This is a genomic window from Halomicrobium sp. HArcht3-1, from assembly GCF_058933345.1.
In genome coordinates this window covers 22,193-48,325 of sequence record NZ_JBZYDM010000016.1, presented here as the reverse complement: position 1 = coordinate 48,325, position 26,133 = coordinate 22,193, and the positions used below count along the sequence as shown (strand labels likewise).

At 65.1% G+C, this 26,133-nt stretch carries 32 protein-coding genes; 10 read left to right on the top strand and 22 right to left on the bottom strand.

Annotation, left to right across the window (positions count from 1 at the left end; genetic code table 11):
- Positions 1–3: 3 nt before the first annotated feature.
- From AC5FRW_RS18630 to AC5FRW_RS18615, 4 genes are read right to left on the bottom strand one after another with little or no spacing between them, the layout of a single operon-like run.
- Entirely contained in the window at positions 4–1,698 is a 1,695-nt protein-coding gene (locus AC5FRW_RS18630) for a hypothetical protein (RefSeq protein ID WP_493569966.1), read from the bottom strand.
- Positions 1,695–3,545, bottom strand: a complete 1,851-nt coding sequence (locus tag AC5FRW_RS18625; protein WP_493569965.1) for an ATPase, T2SS/T4P/T4SS family — start codon at positions 3,543–3,545, stop codon at positions 1,695–1,697. Before AC5FRW_RS18625 ends, AC5FRW_RS18630 begins: the two co-directional genes overlap by 4 nt.
- 22 nt (positions 3,546–3,567) lie before the next feature.
- Positions 3,568–4,023, bottom strand: coding sequence for a DUF7311 family protein (locus AC5FRW_RS18620; protein ID WP_493569964.1), 456 nt, complete (start codon positions 4,021–4,023; stop codon positions 3,568–3,570).
- On the bottom strand, positions 4,020–4,592 hold the full coding sequence (locus AC5FRW_RS18615) for a DUF7310 family coiled-coil domain-containing protein (protein WP_493569963.1): 573 nt from the start codon (positions 4,590–4,592) through the stop codon (positions 4,020–4,022). Before AC5FRW_RS18615 ends, AC5FRW_RS18620 begins: the two co-directional genes overlap by 4 nt.
- A gap of 80 nt (positions 4,593–4,672) precedes the next feature.
- On the opposite strand from AC5FRW_RS18615, the gene AC5FRW_RS18610 reads away from it, so the two are divergent.
- A complete protein-coding gene (locus AC5FRW_RS18610) occupies positions 4,673–5,749 on the top strand; it encodes a tubulin/FtsZ family protein (protein ID WP_493569962.1) in 1,077 nt (358 codons plus the stop codon).
- A 626-nt stretch (positions 5,750–6,375) separates the two neighbouring features.
- Here AC5FRW_RS18610 and AC5FRW_RS18605 read toward each other — a convergent pair.
- From AC5FRW_RS18605 to AC5FRW_RS18595, 3 genes are all read right to left on the bottom strand, one after another.
- Positions 6,376–7,719 (bottom strand): alkaline phosphatase family protein, encoded by a 1,344-nt coding sequence (locus tag AC5FRW_RS18605; RefSeq protein ID WP_493569961.1) that lies wholly within the window; start codon positions 7,717–7,719, stop codon positions 6,376–6,378.
- A gap of 75 nt (positions 7,720–7,794) precedes the next feature.
- The gene (locus AC5FRW_RS18600; RefSeq protein WP_493569960.1) at positions 7,795–7,947 is read right to left on the bottom strand and encodes a hypothetical protein; all 153 of its coding nucleotides are present in this window, start codon (positions 7,945–7,947) and stop codon (positions 7,795–7,797) included.
- Positions 7,948–8,145: 198 nt separating this feature from the next.
- Positions 8,146–8,679 (bottom strand): inorganic diphosphatase, encoded by a 534-nt coding sequence (locus AC5FRW_RS18595; RefSeq protein WP_493569959.1) that lies wholly within the window; start codon positions 8,677–8,679, stop codon positions 8,146–8,148.
- Between the two features lie 244 nt (positions 8,680–8,923).
- On the opposite strand from AC5FRW_RS18595, the gene AC5FRW_RS18590 reads away from it, so the two are divergent.
- Positions 8,924–9,283 carry a PadR family transcriptional regulator gene (locus AC5FRW_RS18590; protein WP_493569958.1) on the top strand — a complete coding sequence of 120 codons (360 nt, stop codon included), beginning with the start codon at positions 8,924–8,926 and terminating at the stop codon, positions 9,281–9,283.
- Between the two features lie 18 nt (positions 9,284–9,301).
- Here AC5FRW_RS18590 and AC5FRW_RS18585 read toward each other — a convergent pair whose 3' ends face one another.
- Positions 9,302–9,949 carry a DUF7108 family protein gene (locus tag AC5FRW_RS18585; RefSeq protein WP_493569957.1) on the bottom strand — a complete coding sequence of 216 codons (648 nt, stop codon included), beginning with the start codon at positions 9,947–9,949 and terminating at the stop codon, positions 9,302–9,304.
- Complete coding sequence (rnhA, locus tag AC5FRW_RS18580) at positions 9,942–10,535, bottom strand: ribonuclease HI (protein WP_493569956.1); 594 nt, start codon at positions 10,533–10,535, stop codon at positions 9,942–9,944. The genes AC5FRW_RS18585 and rnhA overlap by 8 nt, the downstream gene beginning before the upstream one ends.
- Before the next feature lie 97 nt (positions 10,536–10,632).
- Between rnhA and AC5FRW_RS18575 the strand changes: the two genes are divergently transcribed.
- Positions 10,633–11,553 carry a M48 family metallopeptidase gene (locus AC5FRW_RS18575; protein ID WP_493569955.1) on the top strand — a complete coding sequence of 307 codons (921 nt, stop codon included), beginning with the start codon at positions 10,633–10,635 and terminating at the stop codon, positions 11,551–11,553.
- A gap of 71 nt (positions 11,554–11,624) precedes the next feature.
- On the opposite strand, the gene AC5FRW_RS18570 is transcribed toward AC5FRW_RS18575, so the two are convergent.
- A complete protein-coding gene (locus tag AC5FRW_RS18570) occupies positions 11,625–12,005 on the bottom strand; it encodes a hypothetical protein (protein WP_493569954.1) in 381 nt (126 codons plus the stop codon).
- Positions 12,006–12,195: 190 nt separating this feature from the next.
- On the opposite strand from AC5FRW_RS18570, the gene nreA reads away from it, so the two are divergent.
- The 3 genes from nreA to AC5FRW_RS18555 are packed head-to-tail and all read left to right on the top strand — an operon-like array spanning position 12,196 to position 14,017.
- Entirely contained in the window at positions 12,196–13,479 is a 1,284-nt protein-coding gene (gene nreA / locus AC5FRW_RS18565) for a DNA repair protein NreA (protein ID WP_493569953.1), read from the top strand.
- Positions 13,480–13,527: 48 nt separating this feature from the next.
- Complete coding sequence (locus tag AC5FRW_RS18560) at positions 13,528–13,728, top strand: hypothetical protein (RefSeq protein ID WP_493569952.1); 201 nt, start codon at positions 13,528–13,530, stop codon at positions 13,726–13,728.
- Between the two features lie 31 nt (positions 13,729–13,759).
- Positions 13,760–14,017, top strand: coding sequence for a preprotein translocase subunit TatA (locus tag AC5FRW_RS18555; RefSeq protein ID WP_493569951.1), 258 nt, complete (start codon positions 13,760–13,762; stop codon positions 14,015–14,017).
- Here AC5FRW_RS18555 and AC5FRW_RS18550 read toward each other — a convergent pair.
- The 4 genes from AC5FRW_RS18550 to AC5FRW_RS18535 form a co-directional block, all read right to left on the bottom strand.
- A complete protein-coding gene (locus AC5FRW_RS18550; RefSeq protein ID WP_493569950.1) occupies positions 14,014–14,454 on the bottom strand; it encodes a DUF302 domain-containing protein in 441 nt (146 codons plus the stop codon). The genes AC5FRW_RS18555 and AC5FRW_RS18550 overlap by 4 nt on opposite strands.
- Before the next feature lie 46 nt (positions 14,455–14,500).
- Positions 14,501–14,782 carry a DUF5789 family protein gene (locus AC5FRW_RS18545; RefSeq protein WP_493569949.1) on the bottom strand — a complete coding sequence of 94 codons (282 nt, stop codon included), beginning with the start codon at positions 14,780–14,782 and terminating at the stop codon, positions 14,501–14,503.
- Positions 14,783–14,826: 44 nt separating this feature from the next.
- Positions 14,827–15,516: a hypothetical protein gene (locus AC5FRW_RS18540; protein ID WP_493569948.1), complete on the bottom strand. Its 690-nt coding sequence runs from the start codon at positions 15,514–15,516 to the stop codon at positions 14,827–14,829.
- A gap of 90 nt (positions 15,517–15,606) precedes the next feature.
- A complete protein-coding gene (locus tag AC5FRW_RS18535) occupies positions 15,607–15,810 on the bottom strand; it encodes a hypothetical protein (RefSeq protein WP_493569947.1) in 204 nt (67 codons plus the stop codon).
- A gap of 418 nt (positions 15,811–16,228) precedes the next feature.
- Between AC5FRW_RS18535 and AC5FRW_RS18530 the strand changes: the two genes are divergently transcribed.
- The 3 genes from AC5FRW_RS18530 (at position 16,229) to AC5FRW_RS18520 (ending at position 18,404) form a co-directional block, all read left to right on the top strand.
- Positions 16,229–17,266, top strand: coding sequence for a cell division protein CdpA domain-containing protein (locus AC5FRW_RS18530; protein WP_493569946.1), 1,038 nt, complete (start codon positions 16,229–16,231; stop codon positions 17,264–17,266).
- Positions 17,267–17,417: 151 nt separating this feature from the next.
- Entirely contained in the window at positions 17,418–17,741 is a 324-nt protein-coding gene (locus AC5FRW_RS18525; RefSeq protein ID WP_493569945.1) for a transcription factor S, read from the top strand.
- Positions 17,742–17,789: 48 nt separating this feature from the next.
- The gene (locus tag AC5FRW_RS18520) at positions 17,790–18,404 is read left to right on the top strand and encodes a DUF6517 family protein (RefSeq protein ID WP_493569944.1); all 615 of its coding nucleotides are present in this window, start codon (positions 17,790–17,792) and stop codon (positions 18,402–18,404) included.
- A 15-nt stretch (positions 18,405–18,419) separates the two neighbouring features.
- On the opposite strand, the gene AC5FRW_RS18515 is transcribed toward AC5FRW_RS18520, so the two are convergent.
- The 3 genes from AC5FRW_RS18515 to AC5FRW_RS18505 all read right to left on the bottom strand — a co-directional run bounded on the left by AC5FRW_RS18515 (position 18,420) and on the right by AC5FRW_RS18505 (position 20,106).
- Positions 18,420–19,154: a tRNA (adenine-N1)-methyltransferase gene (locus AC5FRW_RS18515; protein ID WP_493569943.1), complete on the bottom strand. Its 735-nt coding sequence runs from the start codon at positions 19,152–19,154 to the stop codon at positions 18,420–18,422.
- Between the two features lie 10 nt (positions 19,155–19,164).
- Complete coding sequence (locus AC5FRW_RS18510; protein ID WP_493569942.1) at positions 19,165–19,557, bottom strand: nascent polypeptide-associated complex protein; 393 nt, start codon at positions 19,555–19,557, stop codon at positions 19,165–19,167.
- A gap of 63 nt (positions 19,558–19,620) precedes the next feature.
- Positions 19,621–20,106, bottom strand: coding sequence for a PUA domain-containing protein (locus AC5FRW_RS18505; RefSeq protein ID WP_493569941.1), 486 nt, complete (start codon positions 20,104–20,106; stop codon positions 19,621–19,623).
- A 178-nt stretch (positions 20,107–20,284) separates the two neighbouring features.
- Here AC5FRW_RS18505 and AC5FRW_RS18500 point away from each other — a divergent pair, with 178 nt between their 5' ends.
- Positions 20,285–20,467 carry a hypothetical protein gene (locus AC5FRW_RS18500; protein WP_493569940.1) on the top strand — a complete coding sequence of 61 codons (183 nt, stop codon included), beginning with the start codon at positions 20,285–20,287 and terminating at the stop codon, positions 20,465–20,467.
- Between the two features lie 25 nt (positions 20,468–20,492).
- Here the strand turns inward: AC5FRW_RS18500 and AC5FRW_RS18495 are convergent, their stop codons facing one another.
- Genes AC5FRW_RS18495 through AC5FRW_RS18475 form a run of 5 tightly spaced genes read right to left on the bottom strand, consistent with a single transcriptional unit; the run spans position 20,493 to position 26,111 of the window.
- Positions 20,493–20,990, bottom strand: a complete 498-nt coding sequence (locus tag AC5FRW_RS18495) for a LabA-like NYN domain-containing protein (protein ID WP_493569939.1) — start codon at positions 20,988–20,990, stop codon at positions 20,493–20,495.
- 59 nt (positions 20,991–21,049) lie between these two features.
- Positions 21,050–22,108 carry an ABC transporter permease gene (locus AC5FRW_RS18490; RefSeq protein WP_493569938.1) on the bottom strand — a complete coding sequence of 353 codons (1,059 nt, stop codon included), beginning with the start codon at positions 22,106–22,108 and terminating at the stop codon, positions 21,050–21,052.
- Positions 22,105–23,235, bottom strand: a complete 1,131-nt coding sequence (locus AC5FRW_RS18485; RefSeq protein ID WP_493569937.1) for an ABC transporter permease — start codon at positions 23,233–23,235, stop codon at positions 22,105–22,107. The genes AC5FRW_RS18490 and AC5FRW_RS18485 overlap by 4 nt, the downstream gene beginning before the upstream one ends.
- Positions 23,232–24,818: an ABC transporter ATP-binding protein gene (locus AC5FRW_RS18480; protein ID WP_493569936.1), complete on the bottom strand. Its 1,587-nt coding sequence runs from the start codon at positions 24,816–24,818 to the stop codon at positions 23,232–23,234. Before AC5FRW_RS18480 ends, AC5FRW_RS18485 begins: the two co-directional genes overlap by 4 nt.
- A gap of 48 nt (positions 24,819–24,866) precedes the next feature.
- Positions 24,867–26,111: a BMP family lipoprotein gene (locus AC5FRW_RS18475; RefSeq protein WP_493569935.1), complete on the bottom strand. Its 1,245-nt coding sequence runs from the start codon at positions 26,109–26,111 to the stop codon at positions 24,867–24,869.
- Positions 26,112–26,133 lie beyond the last annotated feature (22 nt).

The window sequence follows — 26,133 nt, the reverse complement described above, 5'->3', positions numbered from 1 at the left end:
CTCTCAGACGACCAGTCCCGTCCCGACGACCGCCGTGACGTACGTCGTCGTCGCGGCGAGGACGGCGAGACCGACGCGATACCCCACCAGCGACCGGTCGAAACCGTGGGTCAGTCCGGTCGCAAGCGCCGTCAGAACGACCGCGAGCACGAGGACGTACCCGCCAATCGCAAGTCCGAGTGCGTCGACGGCGAGACCACCACCGAGCGGGCCGTCAGATCCCAGCACGTCGGTCAGGGCGACTGTCGCCCCGCCGACCAGCGGCGCGAAGACGGCCGCCGTGTTCGAGAGCGTGCTCGACACCTGCCCGACGGCGCGGCGACTCTCCGCTCGAACGTCGTCGAGCGTCTCGACGTGGTCGCTCATCGCCACGAGTGCCTCGCCGGCGGGACGGCCCTCTCTGGCCGACAGCGCCAGCAGGGCGGCCGCACTCGCCACGCGGTCGCTCGGGAGCGTCGCCAACGCGCCGTTTGGTCCGGTGAAGGCAGTCTCGACCGTCAGTCCGAGGCGGCGCTGCCGGCGTGTCGCCGTCGCGAACACGTCGCCGAGTGCTCCGGGGAGTTCATCCGCCGCAGCGTCGAGTGCCTGTTCGGTCGCCTCGCCGCGCTGGACGCGCCGGCCGACGAGCGCCAGTCCGTCGGCAAGCCCCGCCTCCACTGCCTCGACACGCTCTCTGACGGTCTGCATCGGATAGCATGCCACGACCAGCGCCGTGCCCAGCGCGGTACCGACCCCGGCCAGCGACGCCATCCACGCCGGGAGGAAAAAGCGGAGGCTTGCCCACGCGAGACCACCCGCGGCGGCGCCAGCGAGGACGGCGTGCCAGCGCTCGGTCGTGACTGCGGGGTGTGACCGCGGGATCGGTGTCGGTCGAAACGCGACCGGGCGCTTCGCGAGCAGCCAGCCACTGGCCGCCACGATGACACCCGGCAACAGGAGATCGTAGACGATGACGATCAGCGCGGGCGAGACCGGGATACCAGCCGTCGAGAGCGCCGGCAAGAGCGCGACCAGCGACAGCGGCAGCAACACGCCAAAGGCGTACAGCGCGGTCGCTGGTCCCTTGATCGACGTGGCGAAGGCGGCCGTCCGGTCGTGGACGCCATCGAGAACGACCTGCCGAGCGCGCCGGAGCGTCTCGGTCCGGCCCGCCGGTGGTTCGTGGCTCGCACTCTCGACGAGCGAACAGGCGCGTTCGAGTTCGGGTGCCCACGGACGCCACGCCCGGGCGAACGACGCGAGCGCACTCCGTGGCCCGTTCGCCGTTCGGCGGACGTGACTGCGGAGGCTGTCGGCGAGCGGCCCGGGCGTCGCGTCCGCGCCGAACCGGGCGGCCGCCTCCGGTGCCGGCATCAACTGCATCCGAAGGGTCGTGCGCGTGAGCAACGCCGGCGCGGTCCCGAGCGCGCTCGACCGACGCGTTCGCGCGACGAGTTCGACGAGCCGTGGCGTTCCGAGCGCCACTGCGCCGAGCACCAGTGTCCCGCTTCCGATCACCAGTCCGCCTAGCCCGCCGGCAGTCACCGTCACGAGCAGTCCGAGACCGGCTAGAGCCACCGCGCCCGCGTAGCTCGCACCGAGCAGGTCGCCGGGCTGGATCTCCCAGTCGAGGAAGGCGAGTGCGCGCCGAAGCGTCGGTCGCTCGTCGGTCTCGACGGGCCAGCATCGGGCAGCGGCGGCGAGGAACCGGGTCGTCATGTCTCACGCACCCGTCGCGTCGAGCGCCGATCACGCTGACGGATTGCCGTCTCTCGGGCCGCCAGCACCTCGCGCACCTCGGCGTACGATTCATCGCTCTCGGCGAGGCCGGCGAGCAGTTCGCTGTTGCCCCGTTCGAGTCGGTCGGTCGAGCGCAATCGCCCGTCAGTCACCCGATAGAGCGTCTCGAAGCCCGGTTTGCCCCCGTGGTCGACGACTTCCTCGATCGCGGCGACGCGACGGCGTTGCTCGCCGTCATCGCTGTCCCCGACGGTCTCCATCGTCACCACGAGGTCGGTGGTCGCGAACGACGAGGCCGGCACGTCCAGATCTGAGACGACGCGTTCGCGCACGTCCTCGCCGCCGTCGCCGTGGATCGTCCCAAGTACCGCGCTCCCGCCGGCACCGACACGCATCGCCTCGTACAGCACCGCAGCCTCCTCGCCGCGGACTTCGCCGACGACGAGCGCGCCCTCGCCGAGGCGCAGCGCCGTCCGAAGCGTCTCGTCCGCTGGTAATCCCGGTCCGTCGCCCCGCGTACTGACGAGTGACTGGACTTCGCGGCCGTCGGCTTGCAGTTGTGCCACCGGGAGTTCCGGTGTGTCTTCGATCACGACCGTCCGAACGCCGGGGTCGAACTCCCAGAGGAGCGCGCCCAGCAGCGTCGTCTTCCCCGCACCGCGCGGGCCGGCGACGAGCGTGGCCGCCGCGCGGTCGACCGCGAGCGACAGCAGCGCCGCCGCGCCGGCAGGGACCGTCCCGTTGTCGACCAGTCTCGTCAGCGTCCAGATCGATCGATCGTGGGCACGCAGGGCGAAGGCTGGGCCGTCGCTCACCGGGTCGGTCGTTCCGGCGACCCGGACTCGCCGGTCGCCGATGGTCGTCGTGGCGTCGAGCGTCGGCGTCGCCCGCGAGAACGCGCGCCCGCTCTCGCGACGGAACTGTGAGGCGAGCGCCTCGACACCCTGCCGACTCACGCGGAGGTTCGTCGTCGCCAGTTCGCCGTCGACACTCACACGGATCGGGTTCTCGTGGGCGGGCGCCGTCACGAACACGTCCCCGACCCGCGGATCGTCGAACAGATCGACGAAGTGGCCGTAGCCGGCAGTGTGGCGGTCGAGGACCCGGCCGAGTCGCTCGACCGGATCGTCCCCACTTGCGACCGTCTCGACCGCACGCCAGGCGGCACGTTCGCCCATGGCCGTCCCGTCGGCGATCAGTTCGCTGGCACGCCGGACGGTCGCCATCTCGCCGTCGTCGAGCGTCGCCGACAGTGGTTCGAGGTGATACATCGGGAGCGCGTCGTCGCGGTCGTATCGCCTGACGGTCGCGCCCGTCGAGAGGTCGCGACTGTCGCGCAGTCGTCCGTCGACGGGGGGATCGACGGCGATGCGAACGTGGCCGATCGTCGGCCCGACGTGGGGTGTGAGTGCCTCGATCGAACCGAGACGCCGGGCACACAGCGCCAGCCCCGTCTCGGCTGCGACGGTCGCGACCGGACCGGCGCGGCCGGTCGCCTCGGTCGCCGCGGCGACCGGATCGGTGCTGGCTCGTGCTGCGAGCCGCTCGTCGTGGATCGCACACCGGTCGACGAACCGCCCAGCGGCACAGAGCAGTGCAGCGTCCTCGTCCAGATAGACACGTTCGCGACCGCGTTGCCGGACCACGATCGCCTCCGCGTCGCCTGCACGCAGCGTCTCGACGACCGTTTCGCGACACGCCGGTGCTCGATCCAGCCGTCCGTCGCCCGGACAGTCGTCCGCGTCGACTACGAGTCGGTCGTCCTCGTGTCGCGCGGTACACGCACAGTCGGCAGTCGATTCGCTGCGGTCGAACCAGCCTCGCATAGCCGGCCGTGGGACCGTCATCTCACTTCAACCGCCGGACGGTGATCACGGGGGTCCCCGATCGGTCGTCGAATGCGAGGACGACCCTGTGCTGGCCCGACGAGACGAGGACCAGCGGATCGCCGTCGACGGTTCTGATCGGTGGCGTGTCGAGTGCTCGCACGTGCGTGGTTCCACTCGGGACGTGCCAGACGACTGCGCCGGGTGTGTCGCCGCTGTCCGGCCTGATCGCGAACCGATCGACGCCCGCTGTCGTCCAGTCACTGGCGGGCAGGGACAGCGTGACGATCCGGCGGGCACCGGGACCGACCGTCGGGTCGTCGGTCTGGTGGAGCCTCGTCGCCGTCCGTTCGATGGCGTCGACCTGCTCCGTGACGGCCACCGATGCACGATCACGACGGGCATCGTCCAGCGCCGGCAGTGTCACTCCGAGCAGTGCGCTGGCGAGCAGGACGGCAAGCACCGTTCGAACGATCACAGCCGCGCTCGAATGCGTTCGAGGACGCCTGCATCGTCCGCGTCGGTCTGCTCGGGACGCTCGTCGGTCCTGGCGTGCTCACCGTCGTGTATGTCCGACACGTCGCGTGACGCGTCGTCCGCGCGCACATCGCTGCTCGTTTGCCGCCCAGTCGATGCCCCGTCCCGACGTTGCCCTCGCTCGCTTCGCCGCGTGGGCTGTTGCGCTGGCGTCGTGGTCTCGGACGTATTGCGGTGGTGTTCCGTGGTGTGTCCGGTCGTCTGTGGCCCGCCCGATTCGTCCGCGTTGCGACGGTCTTCCAGTCGATCCACCGCTGCGAGCGCCGCGTCGGCACGCTCTGCGATGTCCTCGTTGACCGACCGAATGTTGCCTACGTAGCCACGCACTGCCTGTGTCGTCGCATCGAGTTCGTCGAGGCGGCGCTCGATGTCGTGCAGGCGGTCCTCGACCTCGTCGAGACGGCGAGCGAAGTCGCCCTGCTGTGCGAGGGCATCCAGATCGTGGTCGTCACCGGTCAACGCCCGTTCGACGGCGCGCAGCCGTCGATCCAGTCGGTCTCGTTCTGGCATGCTCGGCGCTGGTCCTGTCATCCCACTTGAACCCTCGGAACGGGGTAACGTTGATTAACCGCCCCGCATACCCCTGTAGTATGAAGGTCGTCCTGATTGGTGTCGGTCAAGCCGGGGGGAAGATAACGCAGGCACTCGCCGAGTTCGACTATGACATGGGTTTCGATGCTGTGAAAGGCGCTCTCGCAGTCAACTCAGCGAAAGCCGATCTCAGAGAACTCGATATCGAGACGCAACTCATCGGCCAGGATCGGGTCAAGGGTCACGGCGTCGGTGGCGACAACGAACTCGGTGCCCAGATCATGTCCGAGCACGCTACCGAGGTGATGGATAACCTCGATGGCAAACTCACGACCGAAGCCGAGGGCATCGTCGTCGTCGCCGGTCTCGGCGGCGGCACCGGATCTGGTGGTGCGCCGATGCTCACCCGCGAACTCAAGCGCATCTACGACATCCCCGTCTACGTGCTCGGCGTCCTCCCCGGGCAGGACGAGGGTGGCCTCTATCAGGCCAACGCCGGCCGCTCGGTCAAGACCTGCGCCCGCGAATCCGACTCGGTGATCCTCATCGACAACGACGGATGGAAAGCCTCCGGCGACAGCCTCGAAGACGGATACGAGCGCATCAACGACGCGATCGCCCAGCGCATCGGCCTGCTCTTTGCCTCGGGCGAAGCCGTCGAAGGCGTCGGCGAGAGCGTCGTCGACTCTTCGGAGATCATCAATACCCTCAAAGGCGGTGGCATCGCCTCCGTCGGCTACGCCGCAGTCGAGTCCAGCGAGGATCCCGAAGAGAACATCAACACGATCACGAGCGTCACCCGGAACGCCTTGTTGACGAGCATGAGCCTCCCGAGCGCCGTCGAAGCAGAGCGTGGTCTCCTCGTCATCGCGGGCCACCCCGAACGCATCTCGCGCAAAGGCGTCGAACGCGCCCGCAAGTGGATGGAAGAGGAAACCGGGAGTCTCGAAGTACGGGGCGGGGACTTCCCGATCGGCAGCGAGAAACTGGCCGCGCTCGTCGTACTGGGCGGTGTCGAGCGCTCCGACCGCGTCGAGCAGTTCATGGAGCGCGCACGCGAGGCCGAAAAAGAGAAGAACAAGGAGATCGATCCGATGGAAGGCCTCGAAAGCGAGGGACTCGACGACCTGATGTGAGACCATCTTTTTGCTCGGCGGGTTCGAGGCGCGGCTTCACCGCGCTCGAACCGCTTGAGCAAAAACATGGGTGAAAAAGGCTACTCCTCGCTACGCTCGGAGTAGTGAACCGGGCGACCTGCCGGGTCCTAACGGACCGCTCGGTCGCCCGGATGCAAACCGCCTAGCTGTGGTCAATACAACCGACCGACTGACCAGACTGCGGTGGCGCGCGCTGTCGCTCGCTCCGTCGAGCGACACCATTGTGCGAGGGATGAGCGACTATTAGGAGCGAATCGGTTGGGGAGGTGTGTGGCTGCGGTGCTGTGGTGTTTCCTGGTGTCCTCGTGAACGAAGTAAACGAGGGCTCAGGAGTCGAGCGAAGCGAGTCTCCTGGTGGAATGAACGGGCGAGGCGCGGTCGCGCCATCTGGGGCGGCACTATCCGAGTGGAACGAGGATATCCGCCATAGATGGCGTCGAGCGGGCCGAGGGCGTTCAGTTGTCGGTCACTCTCACAGTCACAGCAGCGACTTCATTCTACCACAGAACAAATCGAACCACCCACTCAATGGGCACGCGGACTGAATGGCCGCTTCGCTCGTGGCACACCGAAAAGCGATCCGCTCGAAGCGTAAAACGGGCGTTTCAGACCAGACTGGAGCCGTCGAACTCCGTTCGATCGAAGTCGATGTCCATCAGGTCCAGAATCGTCGGGGCGATGTCGAACAGGTCGGCGTCGCTGATGCGTGCGTTGTCGTCGTCGACGAACAGCGTCGCGTTGTCGAAGCTGTGCATCCCGTTTCGCGGGCCGACGCCGAACACGTCCTCGGAGCCTTTGAAGCCGGCCTTGAGGTCGAATCCGTGGTTGGGGATCACCACGAGGTCGGGTGCGATGTCGTCGTGGTCGCCGCGGAACGCCTGTTCGTTGGTGACGACGCGGTCGGCCACCTTGTTCCCGTTCGGTCCTTCCAGCGCTTCCAGTTCGGCCTTGAGTTCGCTGCGGACGGTCTCGTACTCCTCCTGTGGGACCGACCCACGCGGTTCGCGCCCTTCGAGGTTGATGTAGAAGCGGCCGGGGATCAGCGAGTAGGCGTCGGTCGACTCGTCGATGTCGCCCAGTGTCTCGTGGTCGTCGTCCTCGTAGGTGAGCCAGCCTTCCTGCTGGAGCCACTCGTTGAAGTGGACCTCGTAGTCGAGGCTGGTGAAACCGTGGTCAGAAGCGACGACCATCGTCGTGTTGTCGTCGAGCATCTCGCGCAACTGACCGAGATAGTCGTCGACCTTCCGGTAGAAGTCGAGGAACTCCTCTTTGTACTCGCCGTCTTCCTCGTAGTGCTTGAACAGGAAGTGGTTCACCCGGTCGGTGGTCATGAAGACGCCGAAAAAGAGGTCCCAGTCGTCTTCCTCGATGTAGTGTTTGAACGCCTCGAAACGCTTGTCCAGCGTGCGGTGGGCGTCCTCGATGAACTCTTCTTTGTCCTCGCTGTGGCCGAGTTTGGCGTTGACGTCGATGCGATAGTCGATGCCGTCCAGATACTCGCCGAGTTCGTCGGGGTAGGCAGCGTCGTCGACGCCGGGGGAGAGGAAGCCAGAGACCATGCGCTGGACGTTGCGCTGGGGTGGGAACGTCACGGGGACGTTCAGTACTGTCGCGTCTCGCCCCTCGTCGGCGACACGGTCCCACAGGCGCGTGGCCTGCACGTCTCGTCCCATTGGGACGTAGGTGTCGTAGGAGCCGACTTCACGATCTTGGAAGCCGTAGACGCCGGTCTCGCCGGGGTTGACGCCGGTGGTCAGCGCCGGCCAGCAGGCGCTCGATTCCGGTGGTACGATGCTGTCGATCGGTCCCGAACTGCCTTCCTCAGCGATCGCTGCGAGGTTCTCGAACTCGTCGAAGTGTTCCGAGATCAGACTGTACGGCACCCCGTCGATGCCGAAGAAGGCGACTCGGGGTCCTTCGTCGCCGCGAATACGGTCGAACAGGCCCATAGGGGGCTTTCAGCGTTCGGGGACAAGAAGCTTCTTTTCGCGGCCGTGGTTCCTGCTCGTCACTGAAACCGGCAATCACTGCTGGGGTGTTCGCTCGTCCTCGTCCGAGCGGTGCTCGGTCTCGGGGTCGAAGTTCGCTGGAACGACCGTCAGATGGTCCATGCCGGTTGCTTGTTTGGTCGCCATCACGACCGTTACTTCGGTCCCATCCCTCAAGTAATTACCCATGCTCATAATTAATCGGCAAGACCAGCCGTGATTACTCCCGAGCATCGGGCGAGGTGTCGTCACGGTTGTGGACGTTCTCGTGGGGCGCGCTGGTGGACGGTTCGCCAGATTTGGGGAGAAAACGCGTCGGCGCGGGGTGCGTAAGCCGAGGATACCCCACCAATTGCGTGTCCTTGCCGGTCGTGACCGCTCGCGGGGTTACTCGAAGTTCTCCTCGTAGAGGTCCTGTGCGTGCTCGATGGCGTCGTAGGCGGCCTGCTTGTCCTCCCAGCCCAGCGTCTCGACTTCTTTGCCTTCTTCGAGGTTCTTGTAGGTCTCGAAGAACTCGTCGATCTCGTCGAGTTCCTGCTGGGGGATGTCCTCCAAGTCCTCGATGTGGTCGTAGCGTGGGTCCTCGCTGGGGACGGCGATGACCTTGTCGTCCTGTTCGCCGTCGTCGTCCATCTTCATCAGGGCGACCGGGCGGGCCTCGATGACACAGCCGGGGAACGTCTGGTCCTCGACGAGGACGAGCACGTCGAAGGGGTCCTCGTCGTCGTAGTACGACTGCGGGATAAACCCGTAGTCGGAGGGGTAGTGGACGTTGCTGTGGAGCACGCGGTCGAGGACGACGCCGGGGATGTCCTTGTCGTACTCGTACTTGTTACGCTCACCTTTCAGGCACTCGACGACTGCGTAGATTTCTTCGGGTGCGTTCGGTCCGGTTTCCAGATCTTCCCAGAGGTTCGTCATCACCGCCGACTCCGATGGGCGTCCAAAAAGTACTTTCGTAATCAACTACGACAGTGCAGCAATCAGGTACGTCGGGCCTCCGTGACAACGGTTGTAGTAATATTACTAACTCATAACAACAGCTGTTGTTTGGAAGATTTCCGATATACCCGCCACAAGAGTGTGACGGCGCTGTCTCTCGGAAATTCGCGAACCTGAGTGCGAGTTAACAAGTGTTAAATAGCTTGATGACATTCAGCTAACCATGTCAGAGGCACAAACGAAAACTGACACACCCGGCATCGCACGCGAACTGACGGCGTTTCAGCAGAACATCCTCGTGATCCTCGCCGAAGAGCCACGGTACGGTCTGGCTATCAAGCGAGAACTCGAAACCTACTACGACGACGAGGTCAACCACGGGCGACTCTACCCGAACCTCGACGACCTCGTCGAACTCGACCTCGTCGAGAAGAGTGAACTCGACAAGCGAACCAATCAGTACGGACTGACCGAAGAAGGGAAGGAAGCGGTCCTCGACCAGCTTTCGTGGGTCTTCGGGAAGTTCGTCACCGAGGAGTCGCGCGCAGAAGAACTCCGGGACCTCGTCCAGCAGCACGAGTAAGAAACACGGCGTCCCGAATCACTCGGGACGACCGCTGTCGAGTGGGAACGGCACGTCCATTTTTTCGAAGGTGACACGAAGCGACTCGTCGAGAAGCGCCTGCTGTTCGTCGCTGGGCCAGGCGTTCCGTTCGAAATAGTCGTCTCGGAACTCGATCAGCTCCTCGCGCGTCAGATCGCTGATGGGCTTTGCGTAGTGATTACTCGCGAAGTCGGCCAGTGCGCGGGCGGTCTGGCCGTGCACCTCGCCGTCGGCCTCGGCGACCTGTGTCACGATCTCGTCGTTGTGCGTTGCCACCTCGTCCCAGTCGGCGCCCTCGCCCGGACCGGACAGCGGCCGTTCGATCCCTCTGTCGATGTCTTCGACCCGGTCTGGGTGGATCTGGCCGTCGTCGACCCATTCGACCGGGTGACAGACGAGTACCTCGCGGGTGTCGTCTTCGCGGACGCGTGCCGTGTAGTCGTACTCGGCCAGGCGTGCGTCGCGGTCGTCGCGGTAGGCGCGTGCTGCCGCGTCGTCGACGGCGTCGTGCGCGAGCTTGGTCAGTCGTTCGGCTTCCTCGACGACGTGCTCGGGCAGGGCGTCGGCCGAGCCGTCTGTCGAGTCGTCGGCGGTCCCGTCCGCATCGTCCTCGATCGAACCGTCTACTGGATCGTCTTCACGCATTGTCGAGTGCCTCGTTCGCCAGTTCGTCGGCGCGTGCGTTAATCTCTCTCGGAACGTGTTCGAGCGACCACTCGTCGAAGTCAAGCAATCGTTCGCGGGCGTCGACGCGCAGTTCCCGGAGGTCGGGGTCGTTCGTGTTCCACTCGCCCCGGACTTGCTTGACGATCAGTTCCGAGTCGCCTCGCAGGCGAATCTCGTCGAAGCCGTAGTCGCTGGCGACCGCGAGCACCCGGAGCAGCGCCCGATACTCGGCCTGATTGTTCGTGGCGGTGCCGATGGTCTCCTTGCCCTCGGCGACGATTCCGTCGTCGGTGACGAGTACCCAGCCGACTGCCGCCGGGCCGGGGTTGCCACGCGACGCGCCGTCGAAGTAGGCGTGGACCCGCCCGCCGTGTTCGCGGAGGAGTCCCTCTAGCTGGGCGGTGTCGCCCCCCTGTACGACGACTTTCCCGTCGTAGGCGACGGCGGTCGCGCCGCCGTAGCTCGCCCGCCACCGTTCGTGGTCGGTGTTGCCCGCCTCGATGGGGACCCCTGCGGCTTCCAGTCGCTCGCGTGCCGTCGCTTCGTCACACTCGATCGTCGGCATCGTTCGACAGTCGCCGACCGACTCGCATAACGGTTCTGTCTCGATGACCCCGGCCCACGGCCTTTTCCAGCACCGGCGCGTAGCGTGGGTACTGACGATGGTCGGGACTGGCTGGCTGCTCGATTCGATGGCCCTCGACACGGCGCGCCGTGTCGTCGACGGTCTCCTCCTCGCCGGATTGCTCGCAGCGATCCTCGTCTGCTGGCTCACTGGCCTGTCGCCGACCGCCCTCACGCTGCTCGTCGTGGCGTCGTTCGTCCTCGAACACGGCGTCGCGTGGACGACGCGTCGGCGACTGCTCGAAGCGGCCGAGACCACCGGCCCGGCACCGGATCGGCGGCTTCGCGAACTGGTGGCCGATCTCGCCACCCGGATGGGAGTGTCGTCGCCGCGCATCGTCGTCGACGAATCGCTCGGGACCGCCGTCACCGTCCTCGAAGGCGCGCGTGGACCCGTGCTGGTGCTCTCGGAATCCGTCCGTGACGACCTCGACGACGCGGCGCTTTCGGGCGTGATCGCCCACGAACTCGCCCACCTCGACCGGAATCACATCGGCCCACTCGACAGTCGCGAACCGGTCGCACACGTCGTGGGTGCGACGGTGTTCTGGGTCGCCGTCGGTCAGCATCTCGATCCGGCGCTGTCACTGGCAGGGCTGGCGACCTACGTCGGCGCGGGCGTCTTCAGAGCCTCGGCGTTGCCACAACTGTACTATCTCTGTGCCAGTCTCGGCGTCGTCTTGCTCCCCCTCGGACTGATCGGTACTGCACACAGGCTCCAGGAGCTACAGGCCGACGACAGAGCCGTCGCATCGACCGACGTACGGTCGTTCTGTCGCGGTCTCGTCCGTGTCACCACGGCGGCAGGCGAGGGTCCGCGCCACGAGGAAACCGTCGGTTCCGCCAGCGAGGGTCGCGGACTCGTCGCTCGGGCGACCGCGACCCACCCACGACTGGAGCGTCGACTCGCACGCTACGGGGTCACGGTCGACGAATTCGTCGACGAGACACATCCCTGATCTGTGGGCGCTGGTGGCGACGGTGATCGACCGTCGAACGACAGCGGTTCGAGAAGACGGAAAACGACGGGTCAGGCTGCCTTCGGGCTGTCGTCGGGTGCCTGATCCGTTCGGAGGTCTGGGATGCGCTGTTCGTCCTCGCCGGTGAAGTTCGCCACGATACCGTACAGCCCGACGGCCGCGATGAGGGCGCCACCAACCATGGTCACCGTGGTGAATCCGGTGACCAGTTCGAGGAGAATCGGTGAGGCAGCGAGACCGGCACCGCAGACGACGCCGGCGAGCGCTGCACGCATGTCCGGGCGCTTCCCGGACGTGACCCGGTATGCAGTGTGACCGATCGCCATCGCAGCGAACTGCCCGAGCAGAACGTTTACCAGCGCCTGCGTGTGGCCCACCGCCCAGAACGCCGGCGTAAACACCATCGCCATGCTGACGACGGTCCCGGACACGGCAGCCACCTTTATGATGCGTGACATAGGTATTACAGCTGTAGTTACTAACGCATGGTATGTAATAGTTCCTCCTGCTCGCGCTGAACTCGGTTCGGGCGTGAACGTCTCCGCAGTGATTCCCGTCGTCGACCGGAACTGCCAGTCGCGGGAGTCACTGTTATACCGCCGACCGTCCAAGGGGGCGTAGATGCGTCTCGACGAGTTTATCGAGGGGTTCGAGCGCGACGAGGCAGCAGAGCGCCGTCGTCTCGCCGAGGAGAAGTCCTACGCGATCACGGACCACCTCGAAGATGTCGAACGGCAGTTCGAGGAGACCGTGCAGGGCGACGCACTCTTTGGCTCCACTGCGCCCGAAATCTTCGTCGGGCGCTCGGGCTACCCGAACATCTCGACCGGCGTGCTCTCCCCGATGGCGACCGACGCCGACGCCGAGACGTTCGCCACGAGTGGACAGTGGTACCAGAACGGGCTTGGCATCGACGACGTGCTCCAGCGCCGGACCGGGATGCTCAACTCCACACGTTCGGCGAAGGTCGACGTTTCGGACGTGTGGGACGGCTTCGTCGGCACCCAGCGGGAGGTCGCCATCGCCGACCATCCCGTCGACGTGGAGGTCGGACTGGACGGCACGCCGGATCTGGACGTGCGCTTCGACGACATCGGGACCCCGACCGGGCCACGCGCTCGCGCCACCAACGCCGACCTCGCCGAGAATCCCCACGTCCCCCGCGCCGTCGAGAAGACGCTGGAGGACGACGACTGGCAGGCCGAAGGCGCGATGAACTACCTCTATCGGCGCGGATTCGACGTGTACGAGGTCAACACCATCCTCTCGGCCGGCGCGCTGGGACAGACTCGCCAGCGCAAACTCGTCCCGACGCGATGGTCGATCACCGCCGTCGACGACACCGTCGGCCAGTATCTGCGCGGGACGATCCTGAATCGCGACACCATCGACCAGACCGAGGTGTGGTACAACGAGTACATGGGCAACCGCTACTGGGTCCTGCTCTCGCCGGGCCAGTGGGAGTTCGAACTCGTCGAGATGAAAGCCCCAGAGAGCGTCTGGAACCCCACCGGCGAGACCCACTACCTCGCCAGCGCCAACGAGGGCTACGAGGGCCGCACCGGCTACGTCGAGGAGACTGCCGGCGCGTACTACGCCTCCCGACTCGGCGTCCTCGAACACCTCCAGGAGCGAGACCGGCAAGCCAAGTGTCTCGTCCTCCGGGAAGTCACGGACGACTACTGGGCACCCGTCGGCGTCTGGCAGGTCCGCGAAGGCGTCCGAAACGCCTTCGAGGAGGGCGCTGGCGACGCGAATCACCGGTATCACGATCAGCCTGCCGTCGCCGAGAGCTTCCGCGATGCTGTCACCGCCGTCACGGAACAGCTTCCGATCTCGCTGGGGGCACTCCGCCGCAAGTCCGACATGGTCGCTGGCCTCCAGTCGACGCTTGCGGACTTCTGATCGGGCACCCGACAGAACGTTTAGGACCGTCGCCATCGAGACGCCGATATGACGCTGCTTCAGCTTCCCGGTGGCGTGGAACTGCTCTTTATCGGTGCGATCATGTTGCTGTTCATCGCCGTCCTGTTCGCCATCATCGGGGGCTTCATCCTCGTGCGACGAGACCGCTCGCCGGACAAACAACGGCTCGACCGACTCGAAGACCAACTAGAGCAACTCCAGCGACGCGTCGACAGGCTAGAGGAGTAGTTTCTTATCAGCAGACTGTCTATCGATCAGCATGCTTTCAGCCCTCCAGATGGGACTCCCCGGCGTCACGGAGCTGTTCATCATCCTCCTGATGTTCCTCTTTCTCGTCGCTCCTGTCGTGCTTATCATCGTCGTCGTGCTGTTCGTCTTCCGGCGGCTGTCCGGCGACGACGAGACCGACGAGCGGATCGCCAAACTCGAACAGGAGGTCGAACACCTCCGTCGACAGCAGGACGACGACGCGGCCGAGAGCACTGACACGACGGCCGACCAGTCTACAGACGCCTAGAGATTGGCGAACGCCTCGTCTACCAGTTCGCCCGTGTCGGCGATAATGTTCGCCATCGTCTCGTCGTTGGGTGCCATCCCGGCCAGCCGCGCGATGCGCATGATCGAGACGTGATAGACGGTCTGGACGCCCGGCGCTTCCTCCCAGATCACGACGTTGCAGGGAAAGAGTCCGCCGATCCGGTTGTCGCTGGCCGAAAGCGCCCGGTCGGCCATCTCGGGGTTGCACGCCCCCAGCACGTAGTAGGGATCGCGGTCCGCGTCGATCTTCTCGTTCAACATCTCCGATGGTGAGAACTCCGTCGCGATCCCGAAGCCTGCGTCGGTAAACACCTCGCGGACGTGCTCGATCGCTTCTTCGTGACCCATCTCGAGGGTCGCTCGTTCTTCGCCGATATCGCCACTCGCGAGTGCTGTCGGATCGATCGGGAGACTCATAGCTCCTGTTTGGGTGCGTCGGGATAAAAACGTACCCGGACGCCGATCACTCGGTCGGGATCGGTCCGTCGCCGATAACCTCGCGGACCGCCGCCTCGAACTCCCGGCGGTGCTCGAAGTACGGCACGTCGACGTCGTCCATCAGCGTCGCCAGTTCCTGCGGTCCGTCCGGCGTTCGGATCTCGGTGTCGCCCTCGCGGTCGACGATGGTGCTGTGCTCGATCCCCCAGGTGAGTCGGGAGCCGACGCGCGCCAGCGGCGCACCGGCGACTGCCTCACCCTCGCCGAGTTCGACTGCTGGCTCGTCCTCGCTCTCGTCGTCGCTCATACCCGTCACTTCCGAGTGCCCGTGATTAGGGTTTTCGAATTCGCTTACGCGTCCGTTCCCCCGCCGTGGTCCGGCCCGTGCTCGCCCTTGAGTACCTCTGGCACCTCGAACAGGAGCAAGAGTACTTCGCTGAGCGCCGCGAGTACCAGCGGCCAGATGAAGATCCCGAGTGCGTAGTCGATCCCTCGCTGGGCCGACAGCCCGCCGAGATCGATGTGTCCCTGTTCTGCCTGGACGATCCGAACGCCGATCAGCAGTACTTCGAGAAAAAAGATCGAGATGACGAACGAAAAGCCGAAGCTTCGGATGTCGACGTACCCACTCTTCTGTGGGAGACGATACGGTTTGGCGAGTGCGGCCAGCCGAAGTGCCGTGTTCAGTATCGCGGCCAAGATCGTGATCGCGTACAACACGCCGATGTCCACATCCATCCCCTGCACGACGTAGTACGTGTAGACGAGCGTCGCGATCGAGAGCGTCGCGACGATGTTGAACAGATAGACGAGTCCGATCTTGCGCAACAGCCCTTCCTTGTCCGCCCCACCTGTCCCACCCTCGATATCGAGGTCCAGACCGAACGTCCGCTGGACCCACTTTGCGACCTTTTCCGCCGGCGTTTCGAGCGGATGGTACAGCGTCAGCTTGAAGTACAAGTAACTCACGCCCCGGATGACGAGCGGGGCGACGAGGAGCACCGCAAGCGAGAACTTCAGCAATGGGTCTGAGTAGAGCATCGATCACAACGCCACCTTCGATCCCGGCTACGACAGAGATATATTTACCGCTCTGTAAAACGTTTATTGAGAGTCGATACCACAGGGCAACTACCGAGTATCGTTGTATTCGTCGTCGACCGTCGCGTTGATGTTGAGTCCGATCACGAGCAGTCCCATCCCTGCAGCGAGTGTTTTCGGGCCGAAGTCGAACAGTTTGACACCGCCGAAAATCTCGAAAACCCAGATGCCGACCAGAAGGAGTCCGAGTGCGTACGCACCGCGAAGCGGCCACCGCAGACTGCTATCGTTCATATTCTGCTTACGACGAGGATTCGGTCGAATATATTAAAAACCTTCTGTTCAGATCGGTGCAAACGGCCGGTAGGACAGTCTTTCCAGTGGTGTCTGTCCAGTAAATCTCAGTTTGTGATCGCGTAGTGGCTCCTTTCCTTCTCTCTCGATTCCGTTCACACGTATCGGGGTGTGATTCGCGTGTCGATTCCTGTCGTCTCTCCGGTTCCGAGGCGGTCGCCTCCCGCTGGTCGGCGCGCCCTGATGACACGACTCGCTCCGCTTCCATCCTGCAGAGCTCGCGTGTCGCTGCGCTCACGGGTCACTTCGTTCCCCGTTCGCTCGTTCGGAGGGCCGTCGTTCGCTCCGATCACGACGGCCCTCCCGTATGCCACTCGTCTGACGCATAGTTTTGAGGGGAGCGCCGCTAATACGATTCATGACGAGTCTCACAGATGTCTACGAGGGCAACGTCGGCCGGGTGGCGAGCCGACGCCAGCAGCTCCTCGGGACTGGACTCTTCCTCGCCGGTGTGGCGATGGTCGTGGGTGCCATCGGACTGGCGACGACGAACGTGGGTGTCCAGTCGATGGGCCGGTATCCGGCGCGAGAACTGGCGGGCGTGCTGGCCGGGCTCGGGTTACCGGCGGTCCTGTTGGGGGTCTTCGCCGTCCTGCCAGCATCGCGGGCGGTGCGGGCGACGGCGCTGATCGGGTCGAGTATCGCGACCGTCGGCGTCGTCCTCTTTCAGTACGCCTATCCCTACGAGTGGATCGTCGCCGCACCGTTGCTGGCGCTGACGACGACAGCGGTGTACTTTTTCGGGATCGTCACGGTGTTCTGGTCGCTGTTCGTCGCACTGGCGACGTTCAAGACGCGCAACGATCCCGGCGGCTCGGCGCGCATGGAGATCACCCGCGAGGGGACGATCGAACTCGTCGAAGAAGCCCGATCGGTCGGTCGCTTCGGCGGCATCGGGATGTTCGGGACCGACCTCGATGGCTCCGTCGAGACCCAGACGAACCGCCAGACGACCACGACCGACCACGACGGTGCGAGCGTCGAGTCGACGGCCGGTGCGGTCGGTGATGGTGGTGCGACGGGCACGGGCGGCATCGACGAAGTCGGCGGCGGACCGGACCGGAACGAGGCACCCTCCGACCGGCGTAGTGCGCAGGCCCAGCATCAGTCCCAGCGGACGGTCGACCAGTCGGATCGCCAGACGACCGTCAGCCGGACGCAGCCAAGCGCCGACGGCGGGGCGATCGTCGACGGGGTTGGCCCGAGCGACGGGGCTGCAGCCTTCAGCAACGACTTCCTCAGGTCGGCACAGGGTGACGGCGATGTCGAGCAGTACTGTGGCAACTGCCGGCACTTCGAGTACGTGATGGAGGACGGCGAACCGACCCCGTACTGTGGGTTCCACGACCGGACGATGGGGGACCTCGAAGCGTGTTCGAACTGGCTCAAGCGCTGAGAGGAATCATCGTCGAAGTCCATCGAGTCGGTTTGATCCGAATCAACGACCGTGGCCGGTCGAGGGTCGTCGGACCGCCGACCGGCGACGATGATCCCTCTGAGTCAGAACCCGCGAATTTAAACCACTTCGATGGCAACGCCAAGCAACAATGGAGTTTTGCGACGATTGCGGTTCGATGATGAAAGCAGAGGACGGCGTCTGGGTCTGTGGCAGTTGCGGTGCCGAGAAGGCACGTGACACCGAGGCCGAGCAGTCGATGGTGACGACGCAGGGCCAAGAAGAGAGCGAGATTGTCGACACCTCCGAGGTCGACGCCGAGGACATGGGACCGACCACCGAGGCCCACTGCGACGAGTGTGGCAACGACCGCGCGTTCTGGGAGATGAAACAGATCCGCGCTGCCGACGAGTCCGAGACGCGCTTCTTTACGTGTACCGAGTGTGATCACAAGTGGCGCGAGGACGACCACTAAACCGTTCTCGACGGAACTGTTAGGTGGATTCGGCCGTCACTGTGACGTGTGTCACCTTCCGACGAGCGGTTCCCGTCGGTCCCCGAACCCGAACTCGATGAGGGGGGCTGGACCCGCACCGACGAATCCGTCGAGACAGTGTTTCAGTTACCCGGGACGAAAGTCGAGGGTGCGACGCTCGTGTACGGGGACGAACAGGCCCGCGAGGCCGCCACGGAGTACGGCGGTCTCGACCAGCGCTGGCGCTTTTTCTTCGCGACGAAACTCTCCTTTACGCCGCCGCTCTCGCCCGGCGTCGGGCCGGCGATGATCTTGCCCAGCGTCCGCTCGGAAGCCAACCGGACGTTCAAATCCGAGCTTCGTGATCGGGGCTTCGAGTCGATCAGCCGCGGTCGAAGGGAGCGCATCCGCGTCGACTCGGGCGACCGGGCGAAACTGACCCAGTATCGCGCCGAACTCCCGCTCGACGACCACGATACGACCCTCCCGGTCAGTGGGTGGGTCGGTGTCTGGCACGGCGAGGGCTTTCGGATCGGTGCCGGCGCGTATCCCGTGCGACCGATCGCCGAGATTCTCGACATCGAGGACCCGCCCGCAGTGCTGACGAAGACGAGTCGGGAGTACCGCGACGAACTGCTGGACCTGATCCGCGCCGTCGCGTAGTCGGTCGGCGTCGGATCAGGGGTTGCGCGCGAACGTCAGGTAGCCGGTATGACCGACACCTCTTGTCGAAGGACGGGTCCCACGCTCGCTCACGTCGAGCGAGCGCTGGATCGTCTCCAGCGTCTCGGCGTCGCGTAGCCCCACGTCTCGGGCCGTCTGTATCGCCTCGCGGGCTTGCTCGACGAACGGCGAGTACACCGCCACGAACCCCCCGGAGACGAGCAGGTCGGGCGCGTGTTCGACGACCGCTGCCGCGTCGCCGGTGTCGAGCGTGAGCACGTCGAAGTCCCCCTCACAGAGCGCATCGAGGTCGTCTGTCACGTCGCCGGTCCGTACCTCGACGCTGTCTTCGACGCCGGCCATCGCCATGTTCTCGCGTGCGACCTCGGCGAAGTCTGCGTCGCGCTCGTAGGTGGTCACAGTCGCGCCCATGCGAGCGAGGTAGGCAGAGAGGACGCCCGTTCCGGTCCCGGCGTCGAGAACGCGATCACCCGACTGAATCCCAGCCTTACCGACGACGATGCCGATGTCGCGGGGCATCATCGGTGCGCCGGTGCGTTCGAGGTGATTGAACAGGTCCGGCCCGCGCAGTGCGCGGACGGTGAAGGGTTCGCCCAGATGCGTCTCGACGACCTCGCCCGGCGTCGGTTCGTCGGGTACTTCGAGGATGCCGAGGTCCGTTTCGAGGGTCTCGCCGGGGGTGAGCAGATATTCGCGGTCTTCGGCCTCGTGGACGAACAGAAAGCTCATTCGCTGCCCACTATTCGAGGCGCTCGACTGCCGCCGCGAGGTCGCCGTCGGTCGCTTCGAGCGCGTCGCGCGCCGTCTCCTCGTCGACGCCGGCCCGCATCGCGACCAGTTCCACGTCGTCATCGGGAATTGCGCCACCGGTGTCGTCGTCGGCCGACGTGTCTGCCTCGTCGCCAGCGTCACCGGCGTCCAGCGCGCGCTCCTCGGGTTCGCCGACGACCTGATAGGTCGACTGGCCCTGGGCTTCCATGAGCTGGACTTCGGCGTCGGTGAAGTACAGCTCCTTGTCGGGAGTCCGAATGATCACTTCTTCGGCGTCGATATCCTCCATATCGATGCCCATCTGTTCCATCATCTGCTTCATCTTGCGGGGGTTGAGTCCGCCGCCGCCTCCTCCGAACATACCCGTCCGTGCGTGGTCCGCAGTCAAAAGGACACCGAACTGGCTCGTCTCGCCGGTCGCCGCTCACTCGGCCGTCTCGTCCGCCGGACCGGCCCCGTGGCGGACTTTGACGGCCATCCCGGTCTCGAAGCCGAGCATCGCCTCGCCGGGGAGTTCGGCCCGTCCGACCGCGAGCAGGTCGCCGTCGTGATGGACGACCAGCACCTCGTCACCGGGCCTGATTCCCTCGTCGGCCGACTGGACGAACTTCGCGAAGGCGTTGCGGCCCTCGCGGACGAACGGCTCGCTGTCGTCGCCGACGACGACGCGGTGTCGGGGCTCGTCGAGGCCTGCGAGGAGTCGTCGGCCACCGGCGACACCGAGGGTGAAGCGACCGTCGCTGCCGTACTCCAGCAGGCGCTGGCCGTCGTCGTACACCTGTCGCGGCCGGCCCGAACTGGTCGTCTCCACGTCGAGGGCTTCGACATCGGGGAACAGCGCCGCGTCCGCGCCGGGGCCGAACTGGTAGGTCGCGACCCGCGTGAGCAAGGCGGCGGTTCTGTCAGTCATTGCCGAATGGTCGATACGCCCGACCAAAAGTCGACTGTTCTTCGCCGGGTCGCCACCGGGCGCTGGCGGTCGCTGCCGTCGGCAACGTGGTCCTACCCACCGAGCATGCCATGATTTATCGTACCATCGTCCAGTGGTTTTGGGGAAATTTATACCGGATGAATTCTAAGCTCCCCTTATGGCAACGGACACACGAAAGGTGGTTCTGGGTACGCTCCTCCTCGTCGCGAGTAGCGCGATCATCCTCGGCACCGGACAGCTCGGCAGCGGTATGCCCGCCTGGGCGATGTCAGTCGCCGCGCTGGGGATGGCCGCTGGCGCGCTGTTCGTCGGGACCTCCGAAGACGCCCGCCCGGTCTGAACGACGTTTTCTCGGATGCTTCGAACTACAGCAGATACTGCTCGGAGTCGTCGCTGAGATTCCTGAAGTGGTCGGCGGCCTCGACGAGTTCTTCTGCGGTCGACTCCTCGAAGCCCATCGCTTCGACCTTGACGCCCTCGTGGCGAAGATACCGACACAGGCGTGCGAAGTCGCCGTCGCCGGTACACAGCACCACGGTGTCGACGTGGGGCGCGAGCGAGACCGCATCGAGGCTCATGCCCACGTCCCAGTCGGCCTTCTTCGAGCCGTCGCCGAAGGTCTTGATGTCCTTGATCCGGGTCTCGAAGCCGATGTCTTCGAGTGCTTCGAAGAAGGTCTCCTCGTCGGGTGAGTTTGCCCGGATGACGTAGGCGATGGCACGAGTGAGATCACGACCCTGAACGGCTTCGTCGAGCAGTGCCTGATAATCGATATTCCGCGTATGCAGACTCCGGGCGGTGTGATAGAGGTTCTGGGCGTCGGCGAGGACGCCAACGCGCTGCCCCGGATGTGAAACGACCATACTCACCTGTCGAAGAGCGTCGGGAATAGGCTTTTGGGGTCACACCCTCGTTGGAGGACCTACTCGGATTCCGTCTCGTAGGCCTCACCGACGGCTGCGGGCACGCGCGTGTACCCGACGAAGGTGAGCACGACGAGTACGGCCACGTAGGGGAACAGGCCAGTGATCGACCCCGGGACGTTGATGCCCACCGTCTGCAACTGGATCTGGAGCATGTCCATCGCGCCAAAGAGTAGCGATGCGAGGAAGGCCCCGATGGGGTTGTAGTTGCCAAAGAGGTAGGCGACGATAGCGATCCATCCCCGGCCGTCGACCATCGTGACGCCGGTGCCGGTGAAGCCACTGCCGATGCCGACCGACAGCGCTGCGCCCGCAAGTCCCGACATCGCACCGGAGAAGATCACGGCAGCGTAGCGGACCCGATTCACGCTGATGCCGGCCGTATCGAGCGCCTCGGGGTTCTCGCCGGCCGCCTGAATCCAGTAGCCATAGCGAGTCCGGTAGAGGACGACCCACGCTAGAATCGTGATGACGATGGTCAGGAGGACGAGCGGCGAGGCGTCGAACAGTAGCCGACCGACGACCGGAAGCTCTGCGAGACCGGGGATCACGAGGTTGTTCACGTTCGGGAGCGTCGGACTGGAGACGCCGCCCCAGATCACTGTCGCGGTGAACGGGCCAAAGCCCAGCCCGATGAACCACACGGCGAGGCCGGTGACGATCTGATCGGCCTTGTACCGGATCGTCAGGACCGCAAAGAAGACCGTCAGGATCGAACAGACCACTATCGCGACGAGGATGCCAAGCCAGAGGTCGCCCTGTGAGACCGAGCCGCTGCCCGAGAGAAGCCACGCCGCGGCGGCCGCCGTCAGCGCGCCGAAGATCATGAACCCTTCCAGCCCGATGTTGAACACGCCACTTTTCTCTGCGTACAGGCCGCCGATGGCGGCCAGTGCGATGGGCATCGCCGCCTGCAGCGACCGCTGGACGGCCCCGACCGTGAGCAGTTCCGCGCCGGGGAGGTCAAGCAGCGTGATCGCCGCGACGAGCGCGACGATGACGGCGACCGCACCGCCGACCGTGATCCGGTTCTCTGCGGCGTAGTCGGCGACGCTCATCGGTCCTCACCACCCAGTCCGAACCGTCGCGCGCTCATGCGGAACAGCTCCGGGGCGGCGACGAACAGGACGATCAGACCGACGACGCCGTCGACCAGTTCGGCCGGCACGTCGAGCGTGAAGCCGATGTACTGGCCGCCGGCGTCGAGTCCGCCAAAGAGCAGGCCGGCGGGGATCACGCCCAGCGGATTGTTCGCCGCCAGCAGGCTCACCGCGATGGCGTCGAACCCGAACGTCGGAAAGGTGCTCGGATCGGTGTAGTACCCGAGGATCATGATCGCGAAGATGGCACCGGCGAGACCGGCGACCATCCCCGAGAACGTCATCGTCGTGACGACGGTTCGCTTCGGATCGACGCCAGAATAGGCGGCCGCAGCCTCCTGATACCCGCTGGTCACGAGATCGTACCCGAAACTCGTCCGGGCCATGACCACGAACACGCCGACCGCAGCCAGCAGTGCGACGGTGAGTCCGATGACCGAAAAGGAGCTACTACCGAAGGCAAAGCCCGGCAGACCGACGTAGTCGGGGAACGACTCCGTGTTCGGTGCCGAGGTCCCGCCCGGCCGGAGGTACGCGTCGATGAAGAAGTAGACGACCCCGGAGGCGATGAAGTTCAGCATGATCGTCGTGATCACTTCGTTGGCGTCGGCGTAGGCTTTCATCAGGCCCGGCAGGGCCGCGTAGGCACCGCCTGCAACGATGGCCGCAATCGTCCCGAGGACCATGAGGACGATCCCGCCAACGGTCCCGCCCGGGAGATGCGGCGCGAGAAAGAGGATCGAGAGCGCCGTCGCGAAGCCGCCGACGACGAACTGGCCCTGCACGCCGATGTTGAACACGCCAGCCCGGAAGGCGATGGCGACGGCGACGCCGGTGAGGATCAACATCGTCGACTGGCGCAGCGTGAAGGCGAGGTTCGAGAGGTTCCCGACCGCGCCGTACACGAGCGAGGAGGCGAACTCGACGGCGTCGTAGCCGGTCGCCCAGACGATCACGGAGCCGATCAGTAACGCCAGGAGCGTCGAGGCGATGGCGAGGGCAAAGCGTTCGAGGACGGTCGCCCGGAGCATCCGGTCGGCCATCCGGTCGACGACAGCGCGGGCGCGCTCGGCCGTCGCGCTCACGACTGGGCACCTCCGTCGGCCTCGGCGCTTTCGGCCGTCTCGCTCGCGCCGGCCCGGCCCCGGTCACGGCCTGCCATCAACAGCCCCAGTTCCTCCTCGGTCACGTCGTCGGGATCGACGATGTCGACGAACTCGCCCTCGTACATGACGGCGAGGCGGTCCGAGAGTTTCTGGACCTCGTCGAGTTTCGAGGAGACAAGCAGGATCGCCAGCCCCTCGTCGCGCATCTCGTGGAGGCGGTTGTGGATGAACTCGATCGAGCCGATGTCGACCCCACGGGTCGGGTGGGAGGCGACCACGAGGTCCGGGTCGTGCTTGAGTTCGCGTCCGACCACGAACTTCTGTTGATTCCCGCCGGAGAGGGACCCGGCTTCGGCCTCGACGTGGGGTGGCTGTACGTCGTACTCGGTGACGATGTCGGCGGCGTGTTCGCGGACCGCGTCCCAGTCGACGAAGCCACCCTCGACGAACGGCTCGATCGTCTGATTGCCCAGCAGGGCGTTGCGGACGAGATCGTACTCCTGTACCAGCCCCTCTTCTTGCCGGTCCTCGGGAATGTAGGCGATCCCTGACTCGATACGCTCGCGTCTGCTCGTCCCGGCGATGTCCGCGCCGTCGAAGACGATCTGACCGGACTCGATCCCCCGGAGACCGGTGATCGCCTCGACCAGTTCCGACTGGCCGTTGCCGTCGACGCCGGCGATGCCCAGCACCTCTCCGGAGCGGACCGACAGATCGATCCCATCGACCTGCCGCAGATCGCGGTCGTCCCGGACCGACAGGGCGTCCACGTCGAGGATCACGTCGCCGGGTTCGGTCGTGCGCTCCTGTCCCTCGAAGAGCACGTCGCGCCCGACCATCATCCGGGCGAGTTCCTGTTCGGTCGTCTCGTCACCGTCGACGGTCCCGACCGATTTGCCGTCCCGTAGCACCGTGATCTCGTCGGCGACGGCCATCGCCTCGTCGAGTTTGTGGGTGATGAAGACGAGCGAGCGCCCGCTCGCGGTCAGTTCGTCCATCACCTCGAACAGCTCCTCGACCTCCTGTGGCGTGAGGACGGCCGTCGGTTCGTCGAGGATCAGCGTGTCCGCCCCGCGATAGAGGCTCTTGACGATCTCGACGCGCTGCTGGACGCCGACGCCGAGGTCTTCGACCCGGTCGTCGAGGTACTGATCCACGTCGAACCCGTAGCGGTCACACACTTCCTCGATCGTCGCTCGGGCGCTGTCCTCGTCGACCAGTCCGTTCGCGGTCGGCTCCTGCCCGAGGATGACGTTCTGGATCACGGTCATCGTGTCCACGAGTTCGAAGTGCTGATGGACCATCCCGATGCCCGTGTCGATGGCGTCCCGGGGCGAGTCGAACGTCCGCGGTTCGCCGTCGATCCGTATCTCTCCCCCGTCGGGGTCGTACAGCCCATAGAGGATACTCATCAGTGTCGTCTTCCCCGCGCCGTTCTCGCCGATCAGCGCGTGGACTGTCCCACGCTCGACGGTCAGGTCGACGCCGTCGTTGGCGACGACATCGCCGAACCGCTTCGTGATCCCGGCGAGGTCGACGGCGGGTGCGGTAGTGTCGCTCATTGGTGTTGCTTGTTGTCGTGTCGCATAAAAACCGATGTGGCGCGTCGATCAGTTCTGACAGCCCGATGCCGTACAGGGGACGGTGATGTCGCCGTCGATGATCGCCTGCTTTGACTCTTCGAGGTTCTCGTTCACGACATCGGGGAGCTTGTCGCCGATGGCCTGACCCAGCACGACCGAGACGGCGTCCTCTTCGAGACCGAGGACGTTCCGGCCGCTGACGTCTTCCCAGTTGTCGTTGACGATCCCTTCGGCGACCAGATAGGTCCCCTCGTTGATCCGCTTGATCGCCGATCCCATGATGACGTCCTGATAGTCCGGCAGTGTCACGGACTGGTCGGCGTCGACGCCGATGGCGAAACTGCTGGCGTCCTGTGCGGCCTGGAACACGCCCTGCCCGGCCGCTGCAGCGGCGTGGTAGACGATGTCGGCACCAGCGTCGTACTGCGAGGACGCGATATTGGCCGCGGTCTGGGTGTCGGTGTAGTTCCCGATGTAGCCGACCCGAACGTCGACATCAGGGTTGACCCACTCCACACCGGCGACGTAGGCACGCTCGAAGGCGTTGATCAGCGCGCCGTCGACACCGCCGACGAACCCGACCGTCGTTCCGTCCGGGTCGTTCGAGTTCCCTTCGTGGGTGAGTTCGCGTGTCGTCATCGTCCCCGCGAGGACGCCCGCTTGGAAGGACATCTCGTGGTTGGCCCAGATGTAGCCACCGACGTTTGGCTGATCGACGTGGTCGTTGATCAGCATCCAGCGCTGGTCGGAGTACTCCTCGGCGTTGGTCGTCAGCGCCTGCGTGTGCTGATAGCCCACGAGAACGATCAGGTCGTAGTCGGGGCTCGTACTTTCTGCCAGCCGTGACTGGACGGTCCCGAAGTTCGACTGATTGGTCTCCTCGACCTGCTGGAGTTCGATGTCGTACTCGTCGGCCGCGTTCTGGAGGCCGTCCCACGCGAGGTCGTTGAAGGCCTTGTCGCCGAAGCCTGCCGAACTGGAGACGATGGCGATGTTCGTCGTCTCGCCGCTGTCGCCGTCGCCGCTCGTGGTGTCGGTACTGCCACCGTCACCGCCGTCACCGCTCTCGTTCGTGTCGCCGCCGTCGCCACTTCCGCCGTCACCACCGTCGCCGTCGCCGCCGTCGGTGAGACAGCCAGCGACGCCGCCCGCGAGTGCGATTGCTGCACCCGACCGGAGGATGTCGCGGCGTCTGATCGTGTCGGCTGTCACTCGCTTTCGGTTCGCCGATTTGGATTCGTCGTCAGTTGTTGGTTCGCTATCCGTTGGCATACAGAGATAGTTATCATCAAGA